An 18,242-nucleotide genomic window follows, 5' to 3' on the forward strand; every position below is an offset into this window, starting at 1 on the left:
CCAAAACACCGACAAGATCTCATTCAACTTCATTTGGGGTTATTCTCTGAACATTTATTTAAAAGGCAGGATAAAAATCCGCAAAAGAGACAAAAACAAAGATGATAAAAATATTAATAATTTTGATATTTTCAAAGTGCACTTTAATTGTGCATGGACTGCACATTTTGCGGATAAACAATCATTTTGACTTGCACAATAATGGCGCATCCACTACTGATATTTCACCAATTATGCTCATGAATTAGCATCGTTCTCTTTTTCATTTTTTCATTAAAGCGGTCATTCAGCGTGACACACAGGTGAAACTGAACTGGTCGGGTTCTTCGCATCGTCAAACAAAGGCATAATTGATGGTGTTTTTATATTTGTCGGATACCTGTTCAATGCGTTCTTCGCCAGTTCATTCTCACTCTGATTATTTAAAGTCAGGCAGCTTCATTTTACTTTTTAGTCTGGGTTTTGGCTTCATCGCAGACTATCTGTTTAACCTGACACTCAGTCAGGCGCTGTCCAGTCATGAATACGGCGATTACAAAGTCGCTTATGCCTTCGCAACCTTAACCAGTGTCATCATCTTATTGGGTGGTGACCGGGTTGCCCCACGGGTGCTGTCCGGTGCCATAGAGAACAAAGACCGCGGCTATATCGTCTCTTTTCTGCTTTTTTATGGCGGTATCGCCTTGCTGCTTTCTGCCTTGGTTATACTGACAACTTACTTAGGTGGAGTACTGCATCTGGGGAAAACGGATGTGCTGGGCCATCACCCGCTGATGATCATCACATTTGTTATCCCTCTGATTGCCATTGGCGCATTGTTGAGTCGTGTCCTGCAATCTGCAAAATTACTGGCAGCTTCAAACCTGCCCTGGCGGATTGTACTGCCTGCAATGAAAACCTGCTTCCTGTTGCTGTTAATGGCGACGATCAGCGAGGTGGCATACTGGCATGTGATTGTGACAGGTGGCTTAACCGTTGCCGCTATCGTGGTCTGGCAATGGCATAAAATCCGTCAATTAGACTTGATCAATGCAGACCTCTCTCGTGCTCATACGCTTGAAAAACACAAGCTGTTAAGTCTGTCCATTCCCATGATGCTCGCCATGATGGTCACCATGGCTTTAAATCAAATTGATCTTTTCATGCTGGAAATGCTGGCCAATGAACAAGATGTCGGACACTTTGCAGCGGCGGCCACCACAGCTCACTTATTACCTGTGGCCCAAGTGACGATTGCAGGATTATTTCTGCCACTGATTGGCCCGGCACTAGATAACCACCCTGACAGCGCCAAAACTCTCTTCCGGCAGGCACAACGCCTCATTGTTATCGTGACTATGATACTGACTGCCCTTGTATTCGCTGGCGGGCCATGGCTATTAGCCTTCTTTGGTGAAGGTTTCGTAAAGGCAGAGCTCTCGCTCAATGTGCTGACAGCCGCCTACAGTATCTGGGCCATGAGTGCCTTCGCCTCTACCTGGCTGCAATACAACGGGAAAGGCCGGCAAGTGATGGTGATTGGCGTCATCACCTTGCTGACAGACACGCTGGCGAATCTGTGGCTCATCCCTGAAATGGGCATGACGGGAGCAGCACTGGCAACGTGCCTGGCAATGTTTGTTGCCTCTGTTCTGACCTGGTATCAACTGATCATCATGAATACCGGAAAATCTCCGCTTCAGATATCACACTGACTCAGGGCCAAAAAAAGAGCGCAACCAGAAGGCTGCGCTCAAAGCTGCAGGAGCTAAATGGGACTGTCGTTACAGGTTAACGGTTATGGCTTTCGTCGTGATACCACCGTCATTATCGATAATCCTGATCTTGACTTCATGCTGGCCGTAGCTCGGGAAAATCGACGTGAACACACGACCTCGTTTCACCTTACCATTTGGCAATGTCCATTCGGTATCCACAATACGGCCATCACTGTCTGTACTGGTTGACCACATGGTGACCCAACGGCCCAGGTGAATATATTCCGCGCTTGCTTCAGGCAAGGCATTCGGCGCTTCAACAGTGACGGTGTAACTGAAGGTATCTGTCGCCCCTTTGTCATCGGTGACCGTCAGGCTGACAATATAGCTGCCGGCTTGCTGATATTGCCAGACTGGCGCTGCTTCACTGCTGGTTTGGCCATTGCCAAAATCCCATTGATAGGCCGTAATCTGACCATCAGGATCAACACTCAGATTGTTTGCCGACACGGTCAGGCCATTAACATTCAGCTCGAAACTCGCAGTTGGCAATTCATTCTGCGATGCGGCTTTCGATAAGCGCACCACGCCAAACTCGTTGTTCGGACCTTGCTCAACAACATCAATCATCAGACCAAATTCAGTCAGCTTACGACCCGAATCCGGCGCCATCGGAGCGCTGTAATCTTCCGCATCAGAGAAGTAGGCGTTACCAATCAGGCTGCTGTCTTCCAGCACATCTCCGCTGCTGTTGACCAGACGCAATGGCGCCTGATCCTGCAATGAGAATGCCGCGTCGCGTACCTGGAACCGAGTCTGTGCGGCCTGGCCAGAGTTATTCCAGACCAGCGCATTCTGATCCGCATCAACGACGCCTAACCAACCCTCACCCGGGTGTTTACCCACCCAGTTGTCCGTCATCGATTCATCGACATACCAAACAATCAAGCCAGGCTCAAAGCTCATGATCTGACCCATACGCTTGATGTTTGCCAGACCTTCATCAACACCCGTATGGCTACGCCACTGCAGCAAATAGTAATGCGCTGCATCGTGGTAGCCATCAGACAGTTTGTAACCGTTGAACGCAAACGTGGAACCACTTTCACCATTATCAATTGCAGTGACTGCGCCATCCACGTCCAGCACCAGATTGTCCAGATACAGACCATCCATCGCCAGACCGCCATCGGTCACATAGTCAAAGCCCAGTGTGACCTGCTGACCTGCCCACTGGCTCAGATCAAACTCAGCGTCAATCCAGCCGTTTGAATCACCACCGATCCCCGGAACCAGACCTGTGTTATACGGGTCATCCATCGAGGTGATATTGCCGCTAATTGCCTTGCCATTGATCAGCACACGCGCGAAATCATAGTCTTTCTCAATCTGATACCAGACTTTGAATTTCAGCGTTGCTTTCGTTCCTGCCGGAATTGTCAGCGTACGACTCATGCCGTTCCGCAGATCATCGCCTTTGCCCGAATGGAAGGAATACTGACCTTCGAACGGCTTCAAGGTCTCAATGCGTTTACTCGGCAGTGAAACTTTCACCATGTTTGGTTTTTTGGTGTCTGTCGTCTGGAACAGGGTGAATTCACGTGGGGCATTTTCCAGTTCACTAATAGCAACCTGCTGATCATTCACCCAATGTCCGCCAATAGACTGCTGCAGGAATTGCTTGGCCCAGGAACTGAACGCAGTCGGCTGCGTGCCGCCAATTTTACCCGCCCAGCTACCAGAGGACATGATGGACCAATAAGAGACAGGTTCGCCCTGCCCGGTATATTGGGTGTCATACTCATCCGGCAGTCCAAGATCGTGGCCGTATTCGTGGGCACACACACCTGCTGCGGCATCAATCGGCTGAACCGTATAATCAAAGGCTGCATATTGGCCGTTAAAGCGTCCCGGCACAGTACTCTTGGTACCAGCCAGCACGTGATACTGGCCCAGGTTGAAACGGTGCGACCAGATGGCGTCAGCGCCCAACACACCGCCGCCAGCTTCTTCGCCAACGGACGAGTGGAATATCATCAGGTGATCGATCACGCCATCGGGTTCGCGATAGTTCCCGTCACCATCGTAATCGTAGCGATCTTCGACGTCGTAGTCGGCCAGATTAATCGAAGGATCCTGCGCCAGTTGGTTCAGCGCTTCACGCACCAGTTCCTGTGCATTCAGATCGTTATCCGTTGTAGGTGAATTACCACCATAGAATGCTGCATTTTTCGATGCGCGATACCAACCGGCTGCCTGTCCCATCACCGAGTAGGAATCCCCGGACTCAGCCTCGTAAAACTGACGCATTGAAATCAGGTTTTCACCGTTTGGCCCGGTATATCCTGCCCCTGAAAACAGCAGATCCTGATAATGACCCAGTTCATAACTGTCATACAGCATCTCTGTGTGGTCTTTCGTCAGACGGTTGTCATTCCATGGTAAATCAGGGAAATCAATTAACAGTGCCAGCACTTTATCTGTTCGCTTCTGGCCAACATCCAGTGCAAAAATATTGGCACGCTGGTTTCCTTTATTTTTCTGAATCGCTTTCAGCACTTTGGCTCTTTTTTCTAAAGCCTGTTTACCAAACTGCGCATCCCCTTTAAAACCTGAACGTATTTTATTATCCAGATATTTATCCAGCGCGTGACGTTTCTGCTCCTCTGAAGCATCCGCATCAACAACGCCATTTCTGACCAGCATTTCAATGAGTTTGTCTTCATTAACAACGCCCATATCAACAGGTGTATGCGCATAGCCACTACCACTAAATAAAGTGAACATTGCTGAAGCCAGCAATGTTTTCTTCATATGTTTCATTTACTGTCCTTATTGATTATTTCCATCGTGAAGCTGTCAAAACCCCGGCTTTGCACATAGTGCTCAGCGGTTAACAACATTTTTTAATGCGTTATTATTCTGGTGAAATACACGTTTTTTTGGTGTCGTCCAAATTGGACGGTTGCCCGGTTGTGTCATTGTCTTTTTGTTTTTGATCTTTCATCGTGGCTTTACGCTGTAAGTAAATTCGCAACGCTTCCTGTTTTTCTTCGTATGAGAGTCCTTTGCAAATAATGCCCCGCTCTTCCAATGCACGAAGTAATCTCTCATCGTCCGGCTGAACCTGAGCGAGAGATAGCAGCGGACAAACCAATAAGAGGATGAATAAGCATGCACGTTTCACGACTGGCCTCAACGCATGTAAACAATGTGTAACAAACTATATGCAACGATATTGCCCATCAATATGCCAAAACGGTCCGCTTGGCTGAGCATCACAACTTAAACATAAACAGTAAACTATCTATAATAAGTCAATCACTTAAATATCAACTATTTAGTCAAAACAATAGCATAGATAACCAACAGATCTATCATTAATTTAAGCTCATTTTGAACAATAGATCCTTTCGTTCGAGCAATAATCACCTTCATTCTTATATCGTTATAATAAAAACCACCGATACAGGTCGGATCAGTATGAATTTATATTCCGAAACATTATGTAACTGTTTTGATAGGTTTATTTGACGCGCGTCGAATAAATGCTTCTATCACTATCAATCAACGAAAAATGAATGAATACCAGTGAATTGCGCTGCCATTTTAATTGAGTTCTTGACCAACAAAGAATATTTAAGGCCTGCAATAAGCATTGACGCAACATGAGTAAAAAAGCAACGGCGATCAAATGTGTATAGCCGCAAAAGAAAAGATTAGAGAAAGTCTATGATTTGAACGAAAAAGAATCAGCCTCACTCTGAATAAGTAAGGCGATTAAAAGAAGGGTTTAGCGATCGGCGGGATGGTTCACACCGTCATTTACGGGGACATTATCCAATTCAAAGGGATTTACCCCTTCAAGACAGGCAACATTAAAGCCATATTGTTCCGGATGAGATCGGCGTTGATGATGCGTGTAAATACCGCAGACCGAACAAAAATAATGTTTCGCAGTATGGGTATTAAACTGATAAAGGCTGAGTTTGTCTTCACCTTTTATGATAGTGATGCCATCGAGCGGAACAGAAGCCACAATCGCCCCGCGTCGGCGACACATAGAGCAGTCGCAACGCCTGGGATCAACCAACCCTTGCGGTAAAGACAGTTCCAGTACCACACTGCCACAGTGGCAGCTTGCTCTGTGCACAGGTTTGATAACCATTCAAACACTCCCTTGTGATGTTTCGAACGCTGTGTCCATCAGCCACAACACACAATAAAAACATCAGCGTGAACCGATCGGCAGGACAAATTTATAGGAATCATGATGAAAACCGGCATTGACGTAAAAAGCATGGGTGTCCTTTCGTGTCACTGAACTGGTGACTTCAATACAGGCACAATCACGTTCCGCCGCGTTGATTCTGGCATATTCAAGCAGCTCTGAGCCGATTCCTTTCGCTCTGTGCTGAGCATCAACCACCATAGCCGTGATACGGGCATACCGCGCAGCCGCGGGAAAATAATCAAAAAAGATCAGTGACATCACCGCCACTAACTGATCGTTAATTTCAGCGACCGTGATCAGTTCAGAATCAGAATCTGCAAGATAAATCATCTTCTCGATGCGTGCCGGATCGGTGTCATAACCCAGCTGGGCCAGTAGCAATGACAGCTGACGTGCATCGCCCGATCTGGCTGGTCTGAAATTGACTTGAGTATCTTGCATATCACCACCCTTACTGCAAAGTGAGAAATAAAAGTAAGCTATCGAGTAACTTACCTTATTTCTCACTTTATCGTCATGACCTGATTCATGAAATCACGGCTTCCAGCGAGTGTAACCGAAAAAACGGCTTGAGAGACAGACTCAGGTGATCACTGCCATTTATCGTATAGGGCTCTCGCTAACACTTTGTTTTGTGTCATGAGTACAGATTGCGAAAGGCCTTCTACAAAGAGTAAAGTTACCCCGCCCTTCGATTCTTCAGTGCCCAGAATCATTGCATTCTCATTTCCGAAATGAACCGTAAGGGTCTGGTTGCCTTCAGGGTTGGCTGTAAAGCTCCAGTCCGCTTCATAGGCTGCTGAATTCACCGGATTGATCATCACTCGTGTTTCTGAAATAAAGGTCAGCTCATGGAGCTCAGGTACATGGGGTTCATTGGGTTTCGCACCCGGCCCGGCCGCGTCTTGCAGGAAATACCAGGTTTGACCGACAAAGTCGTCCAGCGTTAAATCTGTCGTCTGATCAAAAAAGTCTGTCTCGTTATACCAGAAAATCAGGTACTTTCTTGACTCATAGACATACAGATAAGCGAGAGCAATATCAGGCGTCACATAAATAAATTCTATCTCGTTCTCAAGATCAGCAGCAATTTTCATTGAGGTACCTGAGACCTCATAAGGTGCATCCGGACTGATAAAGTTCAGCGAGCTTTCAGTGACCTTGCCATCACGAAACACCAAGCGATGAGGAATCGCTTCTGAGACGTTCAGGAAATCGAGGAAAATGGCGTTCTGTCCTTCAAGAAAGGTCTGGATACCTTTGACACGGTCGGACTGAGTGAACTGCCCGTTATCCTTATCCAGCGATAACGTGACGGCATCAAAATCAACCTGATTGTTTTCCAGTTCCTGAATTTTGTTTTTCAGGTTCTGAATCCAGATTTTCTGCCCTTCCAGATCGTTATCAGACAAGGTTTCACCGAGCATCGCGTGCATCGTCCGTGCATACAAATGGACTTTCTTCGCATCAGGATTCGACGACTTTAAAGCCACATAATCCTGACTGAGCAGATTAGCATCCAGATTCAGACTGGCCGCATAATCAGTAAGGCTTTGATCATTTAAATAAGCCAGGGTCGAAAAAGGGGTCAGGATTGTCTGGCCGGCTGGCGCATAGAGTTCAGCATCCTGCCAGACAAAACCTGGGTGATCGCTGTCTGAAGATTCACCGGCAATCACTCTGGCAATTAACGGGTACTGGCTGTCGCTTTCAGAAATGGTGATTTGACCGTTACTATTGGTTTTTTCAGTGAGCAGTTCGCCTGTATTACAGTGCGCATTGCGATCTCGGTCGACACACAGTTGCGCATTTGACAAATAACCGTCGATCACTTGAACAGTAACCTTGCCGTCGAGATTCTTCCCATCGTCATCATTCCTATCTGAGTCCGACCCCCCGCACCCCGATAAAATGGTTGCTGCCACCGCAACCGATAAAAGCGACTTCCTCATGCGCGCCCCTCAAAAATAAAAACTGAACAAATATCAAACAATATTCACATAGGTTATGAGTTTTCGGTGTGATATGTCCACTTGCGCATAATGACAACGTGCGTGTAATCGAATACACAGCTTGTGACGTGAATCGCAAGATCAGGAAAATTAGCGGGGAAATTCAGATATAAAAAACGGGAGCCGCTTGGCTCCCGCAATATTATTCACTTTGGATCTTTACATTAAGCCTGCGCCGGTTTTGCGTTGGCTGGCACGTCGGTCGTGTCAGCAACCGCTTTCCCTTCAGCACCATGCATCCAGCGAATCAGCTGATTGGAGAACACCACCAGAATCAGACCCGAGACAGCTGCAGTGATCGCAATGCCACCAAAAATAGCCATTGGACCGGCTTCGCCTACATGGGCACCAATCATACCGGCAACATAGTTAGCAACTGCATTGAAACCAAACCATACACCCATCATCAGAGATGCCAGACGTAACGGTGCCAGCTTAGTCATCATGGACAAGCCAATTGGCGACAGGCACAGCTCACCCATGGTATGGAAGAAGTACGCCGCAACAATCCACAGCATCGAGGTCTTGGCGGTCAAATCGCCCCCCTGCTCCATCACAGCACCAACCATGCACACAAAGCCCATCGCCAGTAAGAAGAGTGCAATGGCAAACTTGATTGGAGAGCTTGGCTCTTTCGGGCCCATCTTCACCCACAGTGCAGCCAGCAGCGGTGCCATTGTGATGATAAAGAACGGGTTTAAAGACTGGAACCAGGCTGTAGGGACTTCAAAGCTGCCAATCATACGATCGGCATATTCCTGAGTATAAATACTCATCAGCCCGCCGGCCTGCTCGAAACCAGCCCAGAAGACAACCACGAACAGTCCCATGATCATCACCACTTTCAGGCGATCGATTTCCTTTTTCGTCAGAGGCTGTTTCTTTCCGTTGTCCGACATAGCGGCCGCACGTTTGGCAGCAGGCACTTTACCAATATTGCCCAGCAGCTTTTCAGCAAACAGCATCTGGATAACAAGGCTGAATAACATACCAATACCTGCAGCCAGGAAGCCGGCCTTCCAGCCATAAGCCGTGGACGCTGAACCCGCGATAATACCTGCCAGCAGCGCGCCGAGGTTAATGCCCATGTAGAAAATGGTGAAGGCACCGTCACGACGGTGATCGCCTTCGGCGTACAGATCACCCACCATGGTTGAAATGTTTGGCTTAAACAGACCATTACCAACAATCAACAGTGCCAGGCCGAGATAAAAGGCTGTTGTGGCATTCGGGTCAACCAGAGAATGTGGCAGTGCAAGCGTGAACTGACCTAAAGCCATCAGAACACCACCGATGATAATCGAGCGGCGCTGTCCTAAGAAATTGTCGGCGACCCAACCACCGATCAAGGGCGTGATATAAACCAGACCGGTATAGATACCATAGAGACTGAGCGCGTCTTCCGTTGACCAACCAAGACCACCGCTCACTGTTTTATCGGTAAGATACAGCACCAGAATGGCGCGCATTGCATAATACGAAAAACGCTCCCAAAGCTCGGTACCAAACAGCAGGAACAAGCCTTTAGGGTGTCCCATCAGGGTCCCATTTCCTTTGTTGCTCATAATTATTCTCTTCGTTGAGGTAGTTATGTATCCATAAATGCGGCTTAATTTATAAATTACAAACTTAATCACTGCAAATCTTAACAAAATCAGAACAAAATCAGAACAATGCAAGTTATTGATTTATATGACAACAAAATATCCAACCAAAAATGGAAATTTACTTTTTACTGACGCGCAAGATTATAAAACCAACAAATAAAATAAATTAAGATTTAAGCACCGTTAAAATCAAAGTTAATAGAATTTAAATCCAAATTAAGAGGGTATTAATGATTATTACATTTAGAGCTGACCGAATGGTCAAAAACCAGCCACGTTAATACCCATGCCGTGGACACATTTTTGCAACAGGGTGAATAAAAAAAGCAGGCTTATTCACCTGCTTAGTGCTTCATTCTGAAATGATGTCGTTCTTTAGACCTTATCAGCTTTACCGGCGAAGTTAGCCAATTTTGAGAGTTGTTTATCCAGCCAGTTCGGTGTTCGGTTCTCATCTTCCGCGCTTTCTTTTCGTCGTATCGCGTTTCTGACCAGAATGGCCCCCAGCCAGCGAATCGGCTCAGGTGGAAAAGAGCCTTTAGGTCCTGACGCTAATCCAGAGCGTGTCCAGTCATTGTCTTCTTCGAGCACCAGAGAAGAGAGGATTTGTCCACCGATCCAGCTCTGCACTACCCCATTACCGGAATACCCCAAGCCATACACAACAGAAGGGGTGTCCGTTAAACGGCCAAAAAAAGGCATCCCTGTGGCGGAGCGATCAGACGCACCAGTCCAGGTCGTCGCCACTGGAACTGAGTGCATCGCAGGAAAAAATCGCCGAAAAGCGGCATCAAGGATGGTTTGATAACGGCTTGGCTGATCAAAAACGGCGCTCATTCTGTTACCAAAAGAAAAATAGTTGCCACCTTTGCCGAGCATCAATCGGCCATCGGGCGTTGTGCGGTAATAATGAACAAAGGTCCGGCCATCAATCACCGACTTGCCGTCACGAAAACCCAGGTTTTTCAGAAGATCTGGGGCAGGTTCAGTGATCAACATGTCAGACGAGACCAACACCACACTGTTTTTAAATTCGGGAAGTAAAGCTGGTGTCCAGGCATTTAATGCCAGCACTACTTTATTGGCCTGTATATTCGCGCAGGGCGTCGTGATTCGGATTGGCGTATTCTGGCGATGGAGTTCAGTCATTGGTGTGTGTTCGAAAATGCTCACTCCCATTTGCTCTGCAACCCGTTTGAGGCCTCTGACCAGAAATCCTGGTTGCACCGTCCCAGCGGCTGATGAAAAATGGCCCTCCAGATGTAAATCTGATCCCGATTCTGATTTCACCTTTTCCGTCGTCCAAGGCTGCCAGGCATTGATCGACTGCTTGTCCAGCGCCGCCAAAACTGGCGCCATTGCCCCTAATTGCGCCTTGTTTGACGCAGTATACAAGGTGCCATCTAACCGGATCTGCGCCTCAATGCCATGCGTTTTACAAAACGCCTCGATGTCATAGACAGCCGCTTCAGAGGCTTTCACCAATCGAATGGCTTCTGCTTCACCATACAGTTTTTTTAAGCTCAGATACTTGGTTGACCAGGTCAGCATGCAGCCGCCGTTTCGACCCGATGCCCCGCTGCCGCAGAGATCTTTTTCAATCACCAGGATATCCAGAGACGGCTGTTTCACTTTCAGCTGGATGGCCGTCCACAATCCGGTGAACCCGCCACCTACGATGCAGACATCGGCTGTTGTGTCTGTCTCTAGCTTCCTGGGTTGAAAATCAGGTTCGCTTTTCAGTGCTTCTTGAAACCAAAATGAGCTGTATTGTGTCGATTGCATTGCGCCACCAAGTGGTATAGACCAAAATTGCATATACTCTACGCAAGCTGCCTGCCCAGGCTCAATAGCCAGCAGCACAGTGACACAGAAAATTCATCTTAGGCTGGAAGAGAGGAAGAAGTGACACAGCCTTCAGATTTCTGCAGACGCGGAAATCTGAAGGCTGTCAATCGCAATGAGATTGCTAAAGCATATAGCCGACAAGCGCAGGGGGCTCATCGATAGTTCATCATGGCAATGTAGTCATGTTCTTGCGGGACGGTGGAATCATCATCGTAGCCATAAATATCATCACGGACCTGCAATTTACCTTGTTCATCAAGCCAGGCGGTCCGGTAAATAAAATCCACTGCCAGTGTTTTGCGCAGATTGATTGTCGCCGGGTTACGTTTTCTCAATAAATTATCATAGGTTGCACTTTGCCCGGCCCGCTGCCGCTCCAGCAGGTAATAGGCTAAATCGTGCGCCTTCTCCACCCTGACGCAGCCCGAGCTGAAATTCCTTTTACTTTTGTTAAACAGACGCTTAGCCGGCGTATCGTGCAGATAAATTGAAAAATCATTGGGCATCATGAATTTCACCTGACCCAGCGCATTATCCGGGCCCGGCCTTTGCTGAAATTCGTAAGGAAAATTGCTGGCTGACACCGTACTCCAGTCAATCTGCGCAGGATCAATAGACTGATCATCACTCCATCTCGATACCATCCGCATGTTATGCCGTGCCAGATAATCCGGCGATCGCCTCATACTGGGGATAACATCTTCTTCCTTGATGGTTTCAGGGACATTCCAGGTTGGATTGACCACCATATGATTAATCGCAGAAGAGAATAAATAGGTTGGCCGGCTGCTTCTGCCCACAATCACTTTGGATTCAAATACCACATTTTCATCATCCATAATTCGCAGCATGAATTCCGGAATATTCACCTGAAGCACCTCACCCTGCCCATGCCTCTGCAGGACACGGTTGCGCTGAAGATTCAGTGCCAGAAGCTGAGCAACCTGTTCGTAAGAACGCGCCATATTCTGCGCGGTTTCAGGACCAATGACGCCATCATCTGTCAGGCCATGTCGCTGCTGGAACTGGCGGATGGCCTGATGAAGTACACCGGTATTGGTGAATCGTTTTGCGACAGACTCACCTGTTGCCTGATCCGTCTTCATGACATTGGCATAATTCTGATCAGACAAATCACCATAGGTATTGAGCATACGCGCAAGCTTGTCACCGTTAGGTATCTCAGCGCCAAATTTAATGGCCGGACGCCCCGACAGATACACACCATGCGGCTGGGCCTGTTCAAGCATATGCATTTCAGCAACCAGTGCGTCAAAGTGCTTATCTGTCGGACGCAGTCGTTGCAGGGAAGTTATCGTCAGCGGCACAGTGAGCACAGGAGCTGAAGCAAGATGTTGTGCATCCAGAGTAAAACTGGCAGGCCGATAAAGCGAACTCGGATCATTGAGCATCTGATTGACAGTGGACTGATAGACCAAAAGGGTATCTGTCGCCAGAAGATCCAGACCGCGTTGATCATTACGCTGCGATAGTTGTTGCAGCTCCTGAACTCGCTGCAGTAACCCCGGCACCCTGCGGGTTTCAGCCAGTGCTGTTATCTGCAGCAGTAGTTCATCTAACAGCGCGGGATCACGCCAAAGGGGCATAAAATCATGACTGGCGTAGAGGTTTTGCAACGCCGTTGGAAAACACAACTGGTCAGTCTGGCTCGGACAAAGCTGGCGAGAACTCAGAATGGAAACAGATTCCAGCCCATGCCTGCCGAGTTGTGGGACAGTCAGCGTAGCAGACACAATCGAACTCTGAGCTGGAACCAGCCTGATCACGCCCTCTTCTGCCGCCAGCGACTGTGCGGACATCAAGACTGCCGCAAACAGTGCGGCTGTTCCTTTCACTAAACCAAAGACCGCAACATCCATTGCCTGTCGTGTCACTTTGCCGCTTTTGACGTTGAGCATAGCCTGACACCCCACTTTACGTTCTTCATTATGCGCACTAAAAGTCAGTCGTGGTTAACTCACTTTTATCCGGCTTTTCTTAGCCTAAGTTTATCCAAGCCACCAGCCGTAAAGTGTTCAATATTTAATAATCGCTAATATTAAGGTTAGATAAACATTAAAGTATCTGTGCAGTAATGATTGACGCTATATTCACTATTTTTAATATTAATTACGTAATTTTGTCTTGCATATATGGAATAGCCGCCATAAAAAAAGCCAATACAGACAGTTAGCTGTATTGGCTTTTTTATGACAACAGGCTGGGTAACGAAAAGCGGTTAACGCAGTCCGTGAAGAAACTCTGCCCGGGTCGCAGGTATGCGTTTAAAAATGCCGCCGAGTGCGGTCGTTGTCGTCTCACTGGTTTGATCCATCACACCGCGAGCTTTCACGCAGTAGTGCGTCGCATCAATTCTCACCGCGACATCATCACTTTCCAACAAGGTTTGTAGCGCCACTAAAATTTGTTGCGTCATACGTTCCTGCACCTGCGGACGCTGAGCAAAGAAACGTACAATACGGTTGATCTTGGACAGACCGATGATTTTACCGCGCGGAATATAAGCTACCGTAGCTTTACCATCAATAGTCACAAGGTGATGTTCACAAGTGCTGGTAAGAGTGATGTCTTTTACCCGCACCATTTCGTCACAGTTCATTTTGTTATCAATGACAGTGATTTTCGGAAAATTGGCGTAATCGAGACCAGAGAAAATTTCATCTACATACATCTTAGCGATACGTTTTGGAGTATCCATCAAGCTATCATCGGTGAGATCCAGAGATAATAATCCCAGAATTTCACGCATGTGGAATTCAATACGTTCTTTCTTCTCGGCATTGCCAACCAATTCGGTTGTCATCGGGGTTTCCAGTCCGCGATCTTCTAACGCCTGGCGGACTTTCAATGCTGATTCGCTTAATGTTGTCATTTTCTCCTCCGACTGACTGAGGCTGATGATCGAACAACACTGCCTTGCCAGTAAAACTAAGCCCGAAGGATACCCCCATTTGGCAACAATTACACCTCGTATTTGCTGGGGGAATTAGTTCCGACGCGTTTTTTTTGTCATAATAGTCAGCAATTAAGCATAACGAATGAAGGATTAACAAATGGACTCGTGTGATGCGCCGGGCTTGATGCCAGTAGACACTGCTATCGAGAAAATGCTGTCAGTGGTCAAACCCATCAGCAAAACCAATAGATTACCTTTGGCAGAAACACTCGGGCTGGTGCTGGCAGAGGATGTCATCTCACCGATTAACGTCCCGCCCTTTGCCAATTCCGCCATGGATGGCTACGCCCTTCAGCGTGCTGATTTAGACAAAACAGACACCCTGACTTTGGCGGGTCAGTCGTTTGCCGGTACTCCTTTCGACGGTACATGCCAATCAGGCCAGTGCATTCGTATTATGACCGGCGCTGAGCTTCCTGCTGGAACGGATACCGTGATCATGCAGGAAGAGATTGAAGCTATCGGTGACCAAATCCGCTTTCTGGTGAAACCCAAAGCCGGAGATAATGTCCGCCCGATTGGCGATGACATCAAACTCGGCGAGGTTGTCGTTGCCAAAGGTCACAGGCTGTCAGCACGAGAGCTCCCGCTGATCGCTTCACTGGGCATTGCCCGCTTACCTGTTTTCGAGCGCCCCAAAGTCGCTTTTTTCTCGACCGGAGATGAGCTGCGCCCGCTCGGCGAGCCGCTGGCCGCTGGTCAGATTTACGACAGTAACCGCTACGGGATTCGGGCGCTGCTAGACAAGTTCGGCTGCGAGGTACTGGATCTGGGTATTATCCCTGACGATCCTGCTCAGCTGGATGCGGCATTTGCAAAAGCCACCAGCACAGCTGATATGTTGATCACGTCAGGTGGTGTCAGTGTCGGGGAAGCCGATTACACAAAAGATATCCTGACCCAGCAAGGCGAAGTTGGTTTCTGGAAGATTGCCATGAAACCGGGTAAACCTTTTGCCTTCGGCAAGGTCAACGAGTGCTGGTTTTGCGGCCTGCCGGGCAACCCGGTTTCAGCCATGCTCACCCTGTATCAGATTGTTCAGCCTGTGCTTGCACAGTTAGCGGGCCAGAGTCAGTATCAGGCTCCCCAGCGCTTACCGGCCATTGCCAGCACCGTATTTAAAAAGCGCCCTGGACGCACTGACTTCCAGCGCGGTATTTATCAGGTGAACAGCAAAGGACAGATTGAAGTTGCCACTACAGGTAATCAGGGGTCAGGCGCATTCAGCTCCATGCATCAGGCCAACTGCCTGGTCATTCTGGAACAAGAGCGGGATAAAGTGCAGCCGGGTGAAACCGTCACGATTGAACCCTTTAATGCCAGTATGTATTAAATGACGATAACGCAGGAGTCAGTCATGGAAGAGTTATCTGATCAAGAGATGCTGCGTTACAACCGGCAGATCATTTTGCGTCAGTTCGACTTTGAGGGCCAGGAAGCCTTAAAAGCGGCGCACATCCTGATCCTGGGTGCCGGAGGGTTAGGTTGCGCTGCGAGCCAGTACCTGGCTGCGGCCGGCGCCGGCGTGCTGACCCTGATTGATGACGATAAGGTCGAGCTCTCCAATCTGCAACGCCAAGTGCTCCATCACGATGCGACCGTGGGCATGCTGAAAGTCGACTCCGCCAGACAGGCACTTGAGCGGCTGAATCCGCACTGCACTGTTAACGCCATTGGCGAGCGTCTGGATGATACCGCACTGCTCGATTTGATCAAACAGCATACGCTGGTTGTCGACTGCAGCGATAACCTGCCGACGCGAAACCAGCTGAACCGTTTGTGTTTCCAGACGAAAACCCCGCTGGTTTCCGGCGCTGCAATTCGCATGGAAGGCCAGGTCAGCGTTTTCACCTATCAGGACGAGCAACCTTGCTATGCCTGTCTGAGCAGCCTGTTCGGCGAACAAAACCTGAGCTGTGTTGAAGCCGGCGTTATGTCACCTCTGGTTGGGATTATTGGAGCGGTTCAGGCGATGGAAGCCATTAAAGTGGTTGCTGCGATGGGCAACCCCCTGGCAGGCAAAATCCTGTTGCTGGACGCCATGACCATGCACTGGCGGGAAATGAAGCTGATGAAACAGGCAAACTGCCCGGTTTGCGGAAGTGATCAATAACACGAGTAAAAAAGAGCCTGACTGACATCAGGCTCTTTGTTCAATAGTACAGCATGTTTCGTCACATCACTTCATGATGTACAGATCACGGGTGTAACGGTTTGACGATGCATTGGTCGTCGAATACCCGCCAACTTTTGGCGACTTGATGACGGTCTTGGTATAGAAATACACAGGGATAGCCGGCATATCTTCGGCAAAAATACGTTCCGCTTGCTGATAGAAGTGATTACGCTCTTTATCCGATTTCGCCGCTAAAGCATCTGCCATGGCTTTGTCGTAGGCTTTGTTTGCCCAGCGCGAATAGTTCATGCCCTTGCTTTCAAAGTACGACAAAAAGGTTGATGCTTCGTTGTAGTCACCGACCCAGGCATAACGCGCCAGACTGAAGTCTTTCTGAGCCAGTTTCTGCAGGAATGTTTTCCATTCCTGATTGGCCAGATCCACTTCGACCGGCAGGCTCTGTTTCCACATCGACAACATTGCCAGCGCCAGCTTTTTGTGCGCTTCATTGGTGTTATAGACCAGCTCAAATTTCAGCGGATTGTCTTTCGAATAGCCCGCTTCTTTCAACAGTTCCCGCGCTTTTTGGTTACGTTCCTTCTGAGACAGAGACGCCCAGGGCAATTCCGGCGCATCAAAACCCGCCACAGCAGGCGGTGTCACACCGTAGGCAGGAATCTGCCCCTGCCCCAGAATACGCTGAGTCACCACGTCGCGGTCAATTGCGTAAGCCAGTGCTTTGCGAACGCGCACATCATCGAAGGGCTTCTTATCTAAATTGAACAGATAGTAATAGGTTGCCAGCGAAGGCATGGTCAGCAACTCATCAGGACGCTCTTGCTTGATTTGCTGATATTGTTCGAGCGGAAATGTCGCCGTGATGTCAATTTCACCGGTACGGTAACGGTTATACTCTGCCGTCTGGTTTTCAATCGCCAGGTAGGCCGCTTTATTGATCACGGTTTTTGCATCATTCCAGTATGCCGGGTTACGCACCAGATCAATCCGCTCGTTCACCACCCAGTTGGTCAGCGTGTAAGCACCTGAGCTGACAATATGATCCGGGCTGGTCCAGCTATCGCCATACTTTTCAATCGCTTTACGGTAAACAGGGAACGTTGATGGATGGGAGAGCATTTTGACAAAGTAAGGAGTCAGCTGAGTCAGGCTAAACTGAACGGTTTTGTCGTCCAGCGCCTTGACACCCAGAGTCTCTTTGTCTTTTTTACCATCAGTGATGTCTACAGCATTCAAAATATTCGCTGTCCCCAGATACCAGGAATAAGGCGCCGCAGAGGCCGGATCGGCATTGCGCTTGAAGCTGTATTCCACATCGTGTGCGGTTAATGGCTCACCGTTCGACCACCGAAGGCCGTCACGCAGATGGAAGGTCACGGTTTTGCCATCAGCTGAGATATCCCAGTGTGTCGCCAGAGCAGGAATAATATTCCCTTCCTGATCTTCAGACACTAAACCATCGAATAAATCGCTGATCACTTTGCTGCTTGAGTCATCTGTGATCATGGTGGGATCTAAGGTAGGTACCTCACCGCCCAGACTCCAGACAATTTCCTGTTTCTCTGCCAGCGTCACGCCTGCAGGCACATCAGCGGCGTAAGCCACGCCAGAGATCAGCAGGGAAATACCTGCTGCCAACGCTTTCACTTTCATTCCTTGCATGTTTATTCCTTGTCAATTGTAGTGTGTTGTCAGGGTTGGATAAGCCTTGGATGGGACCTAACAATTTTTTA

The 18,242-nt window shown here is 48.4% G+C and carries 13 protein-coding genes; 3 read left to right on the forward strand and 10 right to left on the reverse strand.

Features of this window, described 5'->3' with window-relative positions; translation table 11 throughout:
- The first annotated feature begins 386 nt into the window (after positions 1-386).
- Positions 387-1,694 (forward strand): oligosaccharide flippase family protein, encoded by a 1,308-nt coding sequence (locus tag LN341_RS08060; protein ID WP_234204768.1) that lies wholly within the window; start codon positions 387-389, stop codon positions 1,692-1,694.
- 69 nt (positions 1,695-1,763) lie between these two features.
- Here the strand turns inward: LN341_RS08060 and LN341_RS08065 are convergent, their stop codons facing one another.
- The 9 genes from LN341_RS08065 to folE form a co-directional block, all read right to left on the reverse strand.
- Positions 1,764-4,520, reverse strand: a complete 2,757-nt coding sequence (locus LN341_RS08065; protein ID WP_234204778.1) for an immune inhibitor A domain-containing protein — start codon at positions 4,518-4,520, stop codon at positions 1,764-1,766.
- 94 nt (positions 4,521-4,614) lie between these two features.
- A complete protein-coding gene (locus LN341_RS08070; protein ID WP_370643719.1) occupies positions 4,615-4,884 on the reverse strand; it encodes a hypothetical protein in 270 nt (89 codons plus the stop codon).
- 606 nt (positions 4,885-5,490) lie between these two features.
- Entirely contained in the window at positions 5,491-5,865 is a 375-nt protein-coding gene (locus LN341_RS08075; protein ID WP_234204780.1) for a GFA family protein, read from the reverse strand.
- A 63-nt stretch (positions 5,866-5,928) separates the two neighbouring features.
- Positions 5,929-6,372: a GNAT family N-acetyltransferase gene (locus LN341_RS08080; RefSeq protein ID WP_234204781.1), complete on the reverse strand. Its 444-nt coding sequence runs from the start codon at positions 6,370-6,372 to the stop codon at positions 5,929-5,931.
- A gap of 149 nt (positions 6,373-6,521) precedes the next feature.
- A complete protein-coding gene (locus LN341_RS08085) occupies positions 6,522-7,883 on the reverse strand; it encodes a hypothetical protein (protein ID WP_234204783.1) in 1,362 nt (453 codons plus the stop codon).
- 224 nt (positions 7,884-8,107) lie between these two features.
- Positions 8,108-9,508: a peptide MFS transporter gene (locus tag LN341_RS08090; protein WP_234204785.1), complete on the reverse strand. Its 1,401-nt coding sequence runs from the start codon at positions 9,506-9,508 to the stop codon at positions 8,108-8,110.
- A 417-nt stretch (positions 9,509-9,925) separates the two neighbouring features.
- Positions 9,926-11,335 carry an FAD-dependent oxidoreductase gene (locus LN341_RS08095; RefSeq protein WP_234204787.1) on the reverse strand — a complete coding sequence of 470 codons (1,410 nt, stop codon included), beginning with the start codon at positions 11,333-11,335 and terminating at the stop codon, positions 9,926-9,928.
- A 215-nt stretch (positions 11,336-11,550) separates the two neighbouring features.
- Positions 11,551-13,317, reverse strand: a complete 1,767-nt coding sequence (locus LN341_RS08100) for a murein L,D-transpeptidase (protein ID WP_234202986.1) — start codon at positions 13,315-13,317, stop codon at positions 11,551-11,553.
- Between the two features lie 320 nt (positions 13,318-13,637).
- A complete protein-coding gene (folE, locus tag LN341_RS08105; protein WP_120510884.1) occupies positions 13,638-14,291 on the reverse strand; it encodes a GTP cyclohydrolase I FolE in 654 nt (217 codons plus the stop codon).
- Positions 14,292-14,472: 181 nt separating this feature from the next.
- Between folE and moeA the strand changes: the two genes are divergently transcribed.
- Positions 14,473-15,708 carry a molybdopterin molybdotransferase MoeA gene (moeA, locus tag LN341_RS08110; protein WP_234202987.1) on the forward strand — a complete coding sequence of 412 codons (1,236 nt, stop codon included), beginning with the start codon at positions 14,473-14,475 and terminating at the stop codon, positions 15,706-15,708.
- Between the two features lie 24 nt (positions 15,709-15,732).
- Positions 15,733-16,488 (forward strand): molybdopterin-synthase adenylyltransferase MoeB, encoded by a 756-nt coding sequence (gene moeB / locus LN341_RS08115; RefSeq protein WP_234202988.1) that lies wholly within the window; start codon positions 15,733-15,735, stop codon positions 16,486-16,488.
- A gap of 66 nt (positions 16,489-16,554) precedes the next feature.
- On the opposite strand, the gene LN341_RS08120 is transcribed toward moeB, so the two are convergent.
- Positions 16,555-18,171 (reverse strand): ABC transporter substrate-binding protein, encoded by a 1,617-nt coding sequence (locus tag LN341_RS08120; protein WP_234202989.1) that lies wholly within the window; start codon positions 18,169-18,171, stop codon positions 16,555-16,557.
- Between the last annotated feature and the right edge of the window lie 71 nt (positions 18,172-18,242).

This window comes from Photobacterium sp. TLY01, assembly GCF_021432065.1.
Classification (GTDB): Bacteria; Pseudomonadota; Gammaproteobacteria; order Enterobacterales; family Vibrionaceae; genus Photobacterium; species Photobacterium halotolerans_A.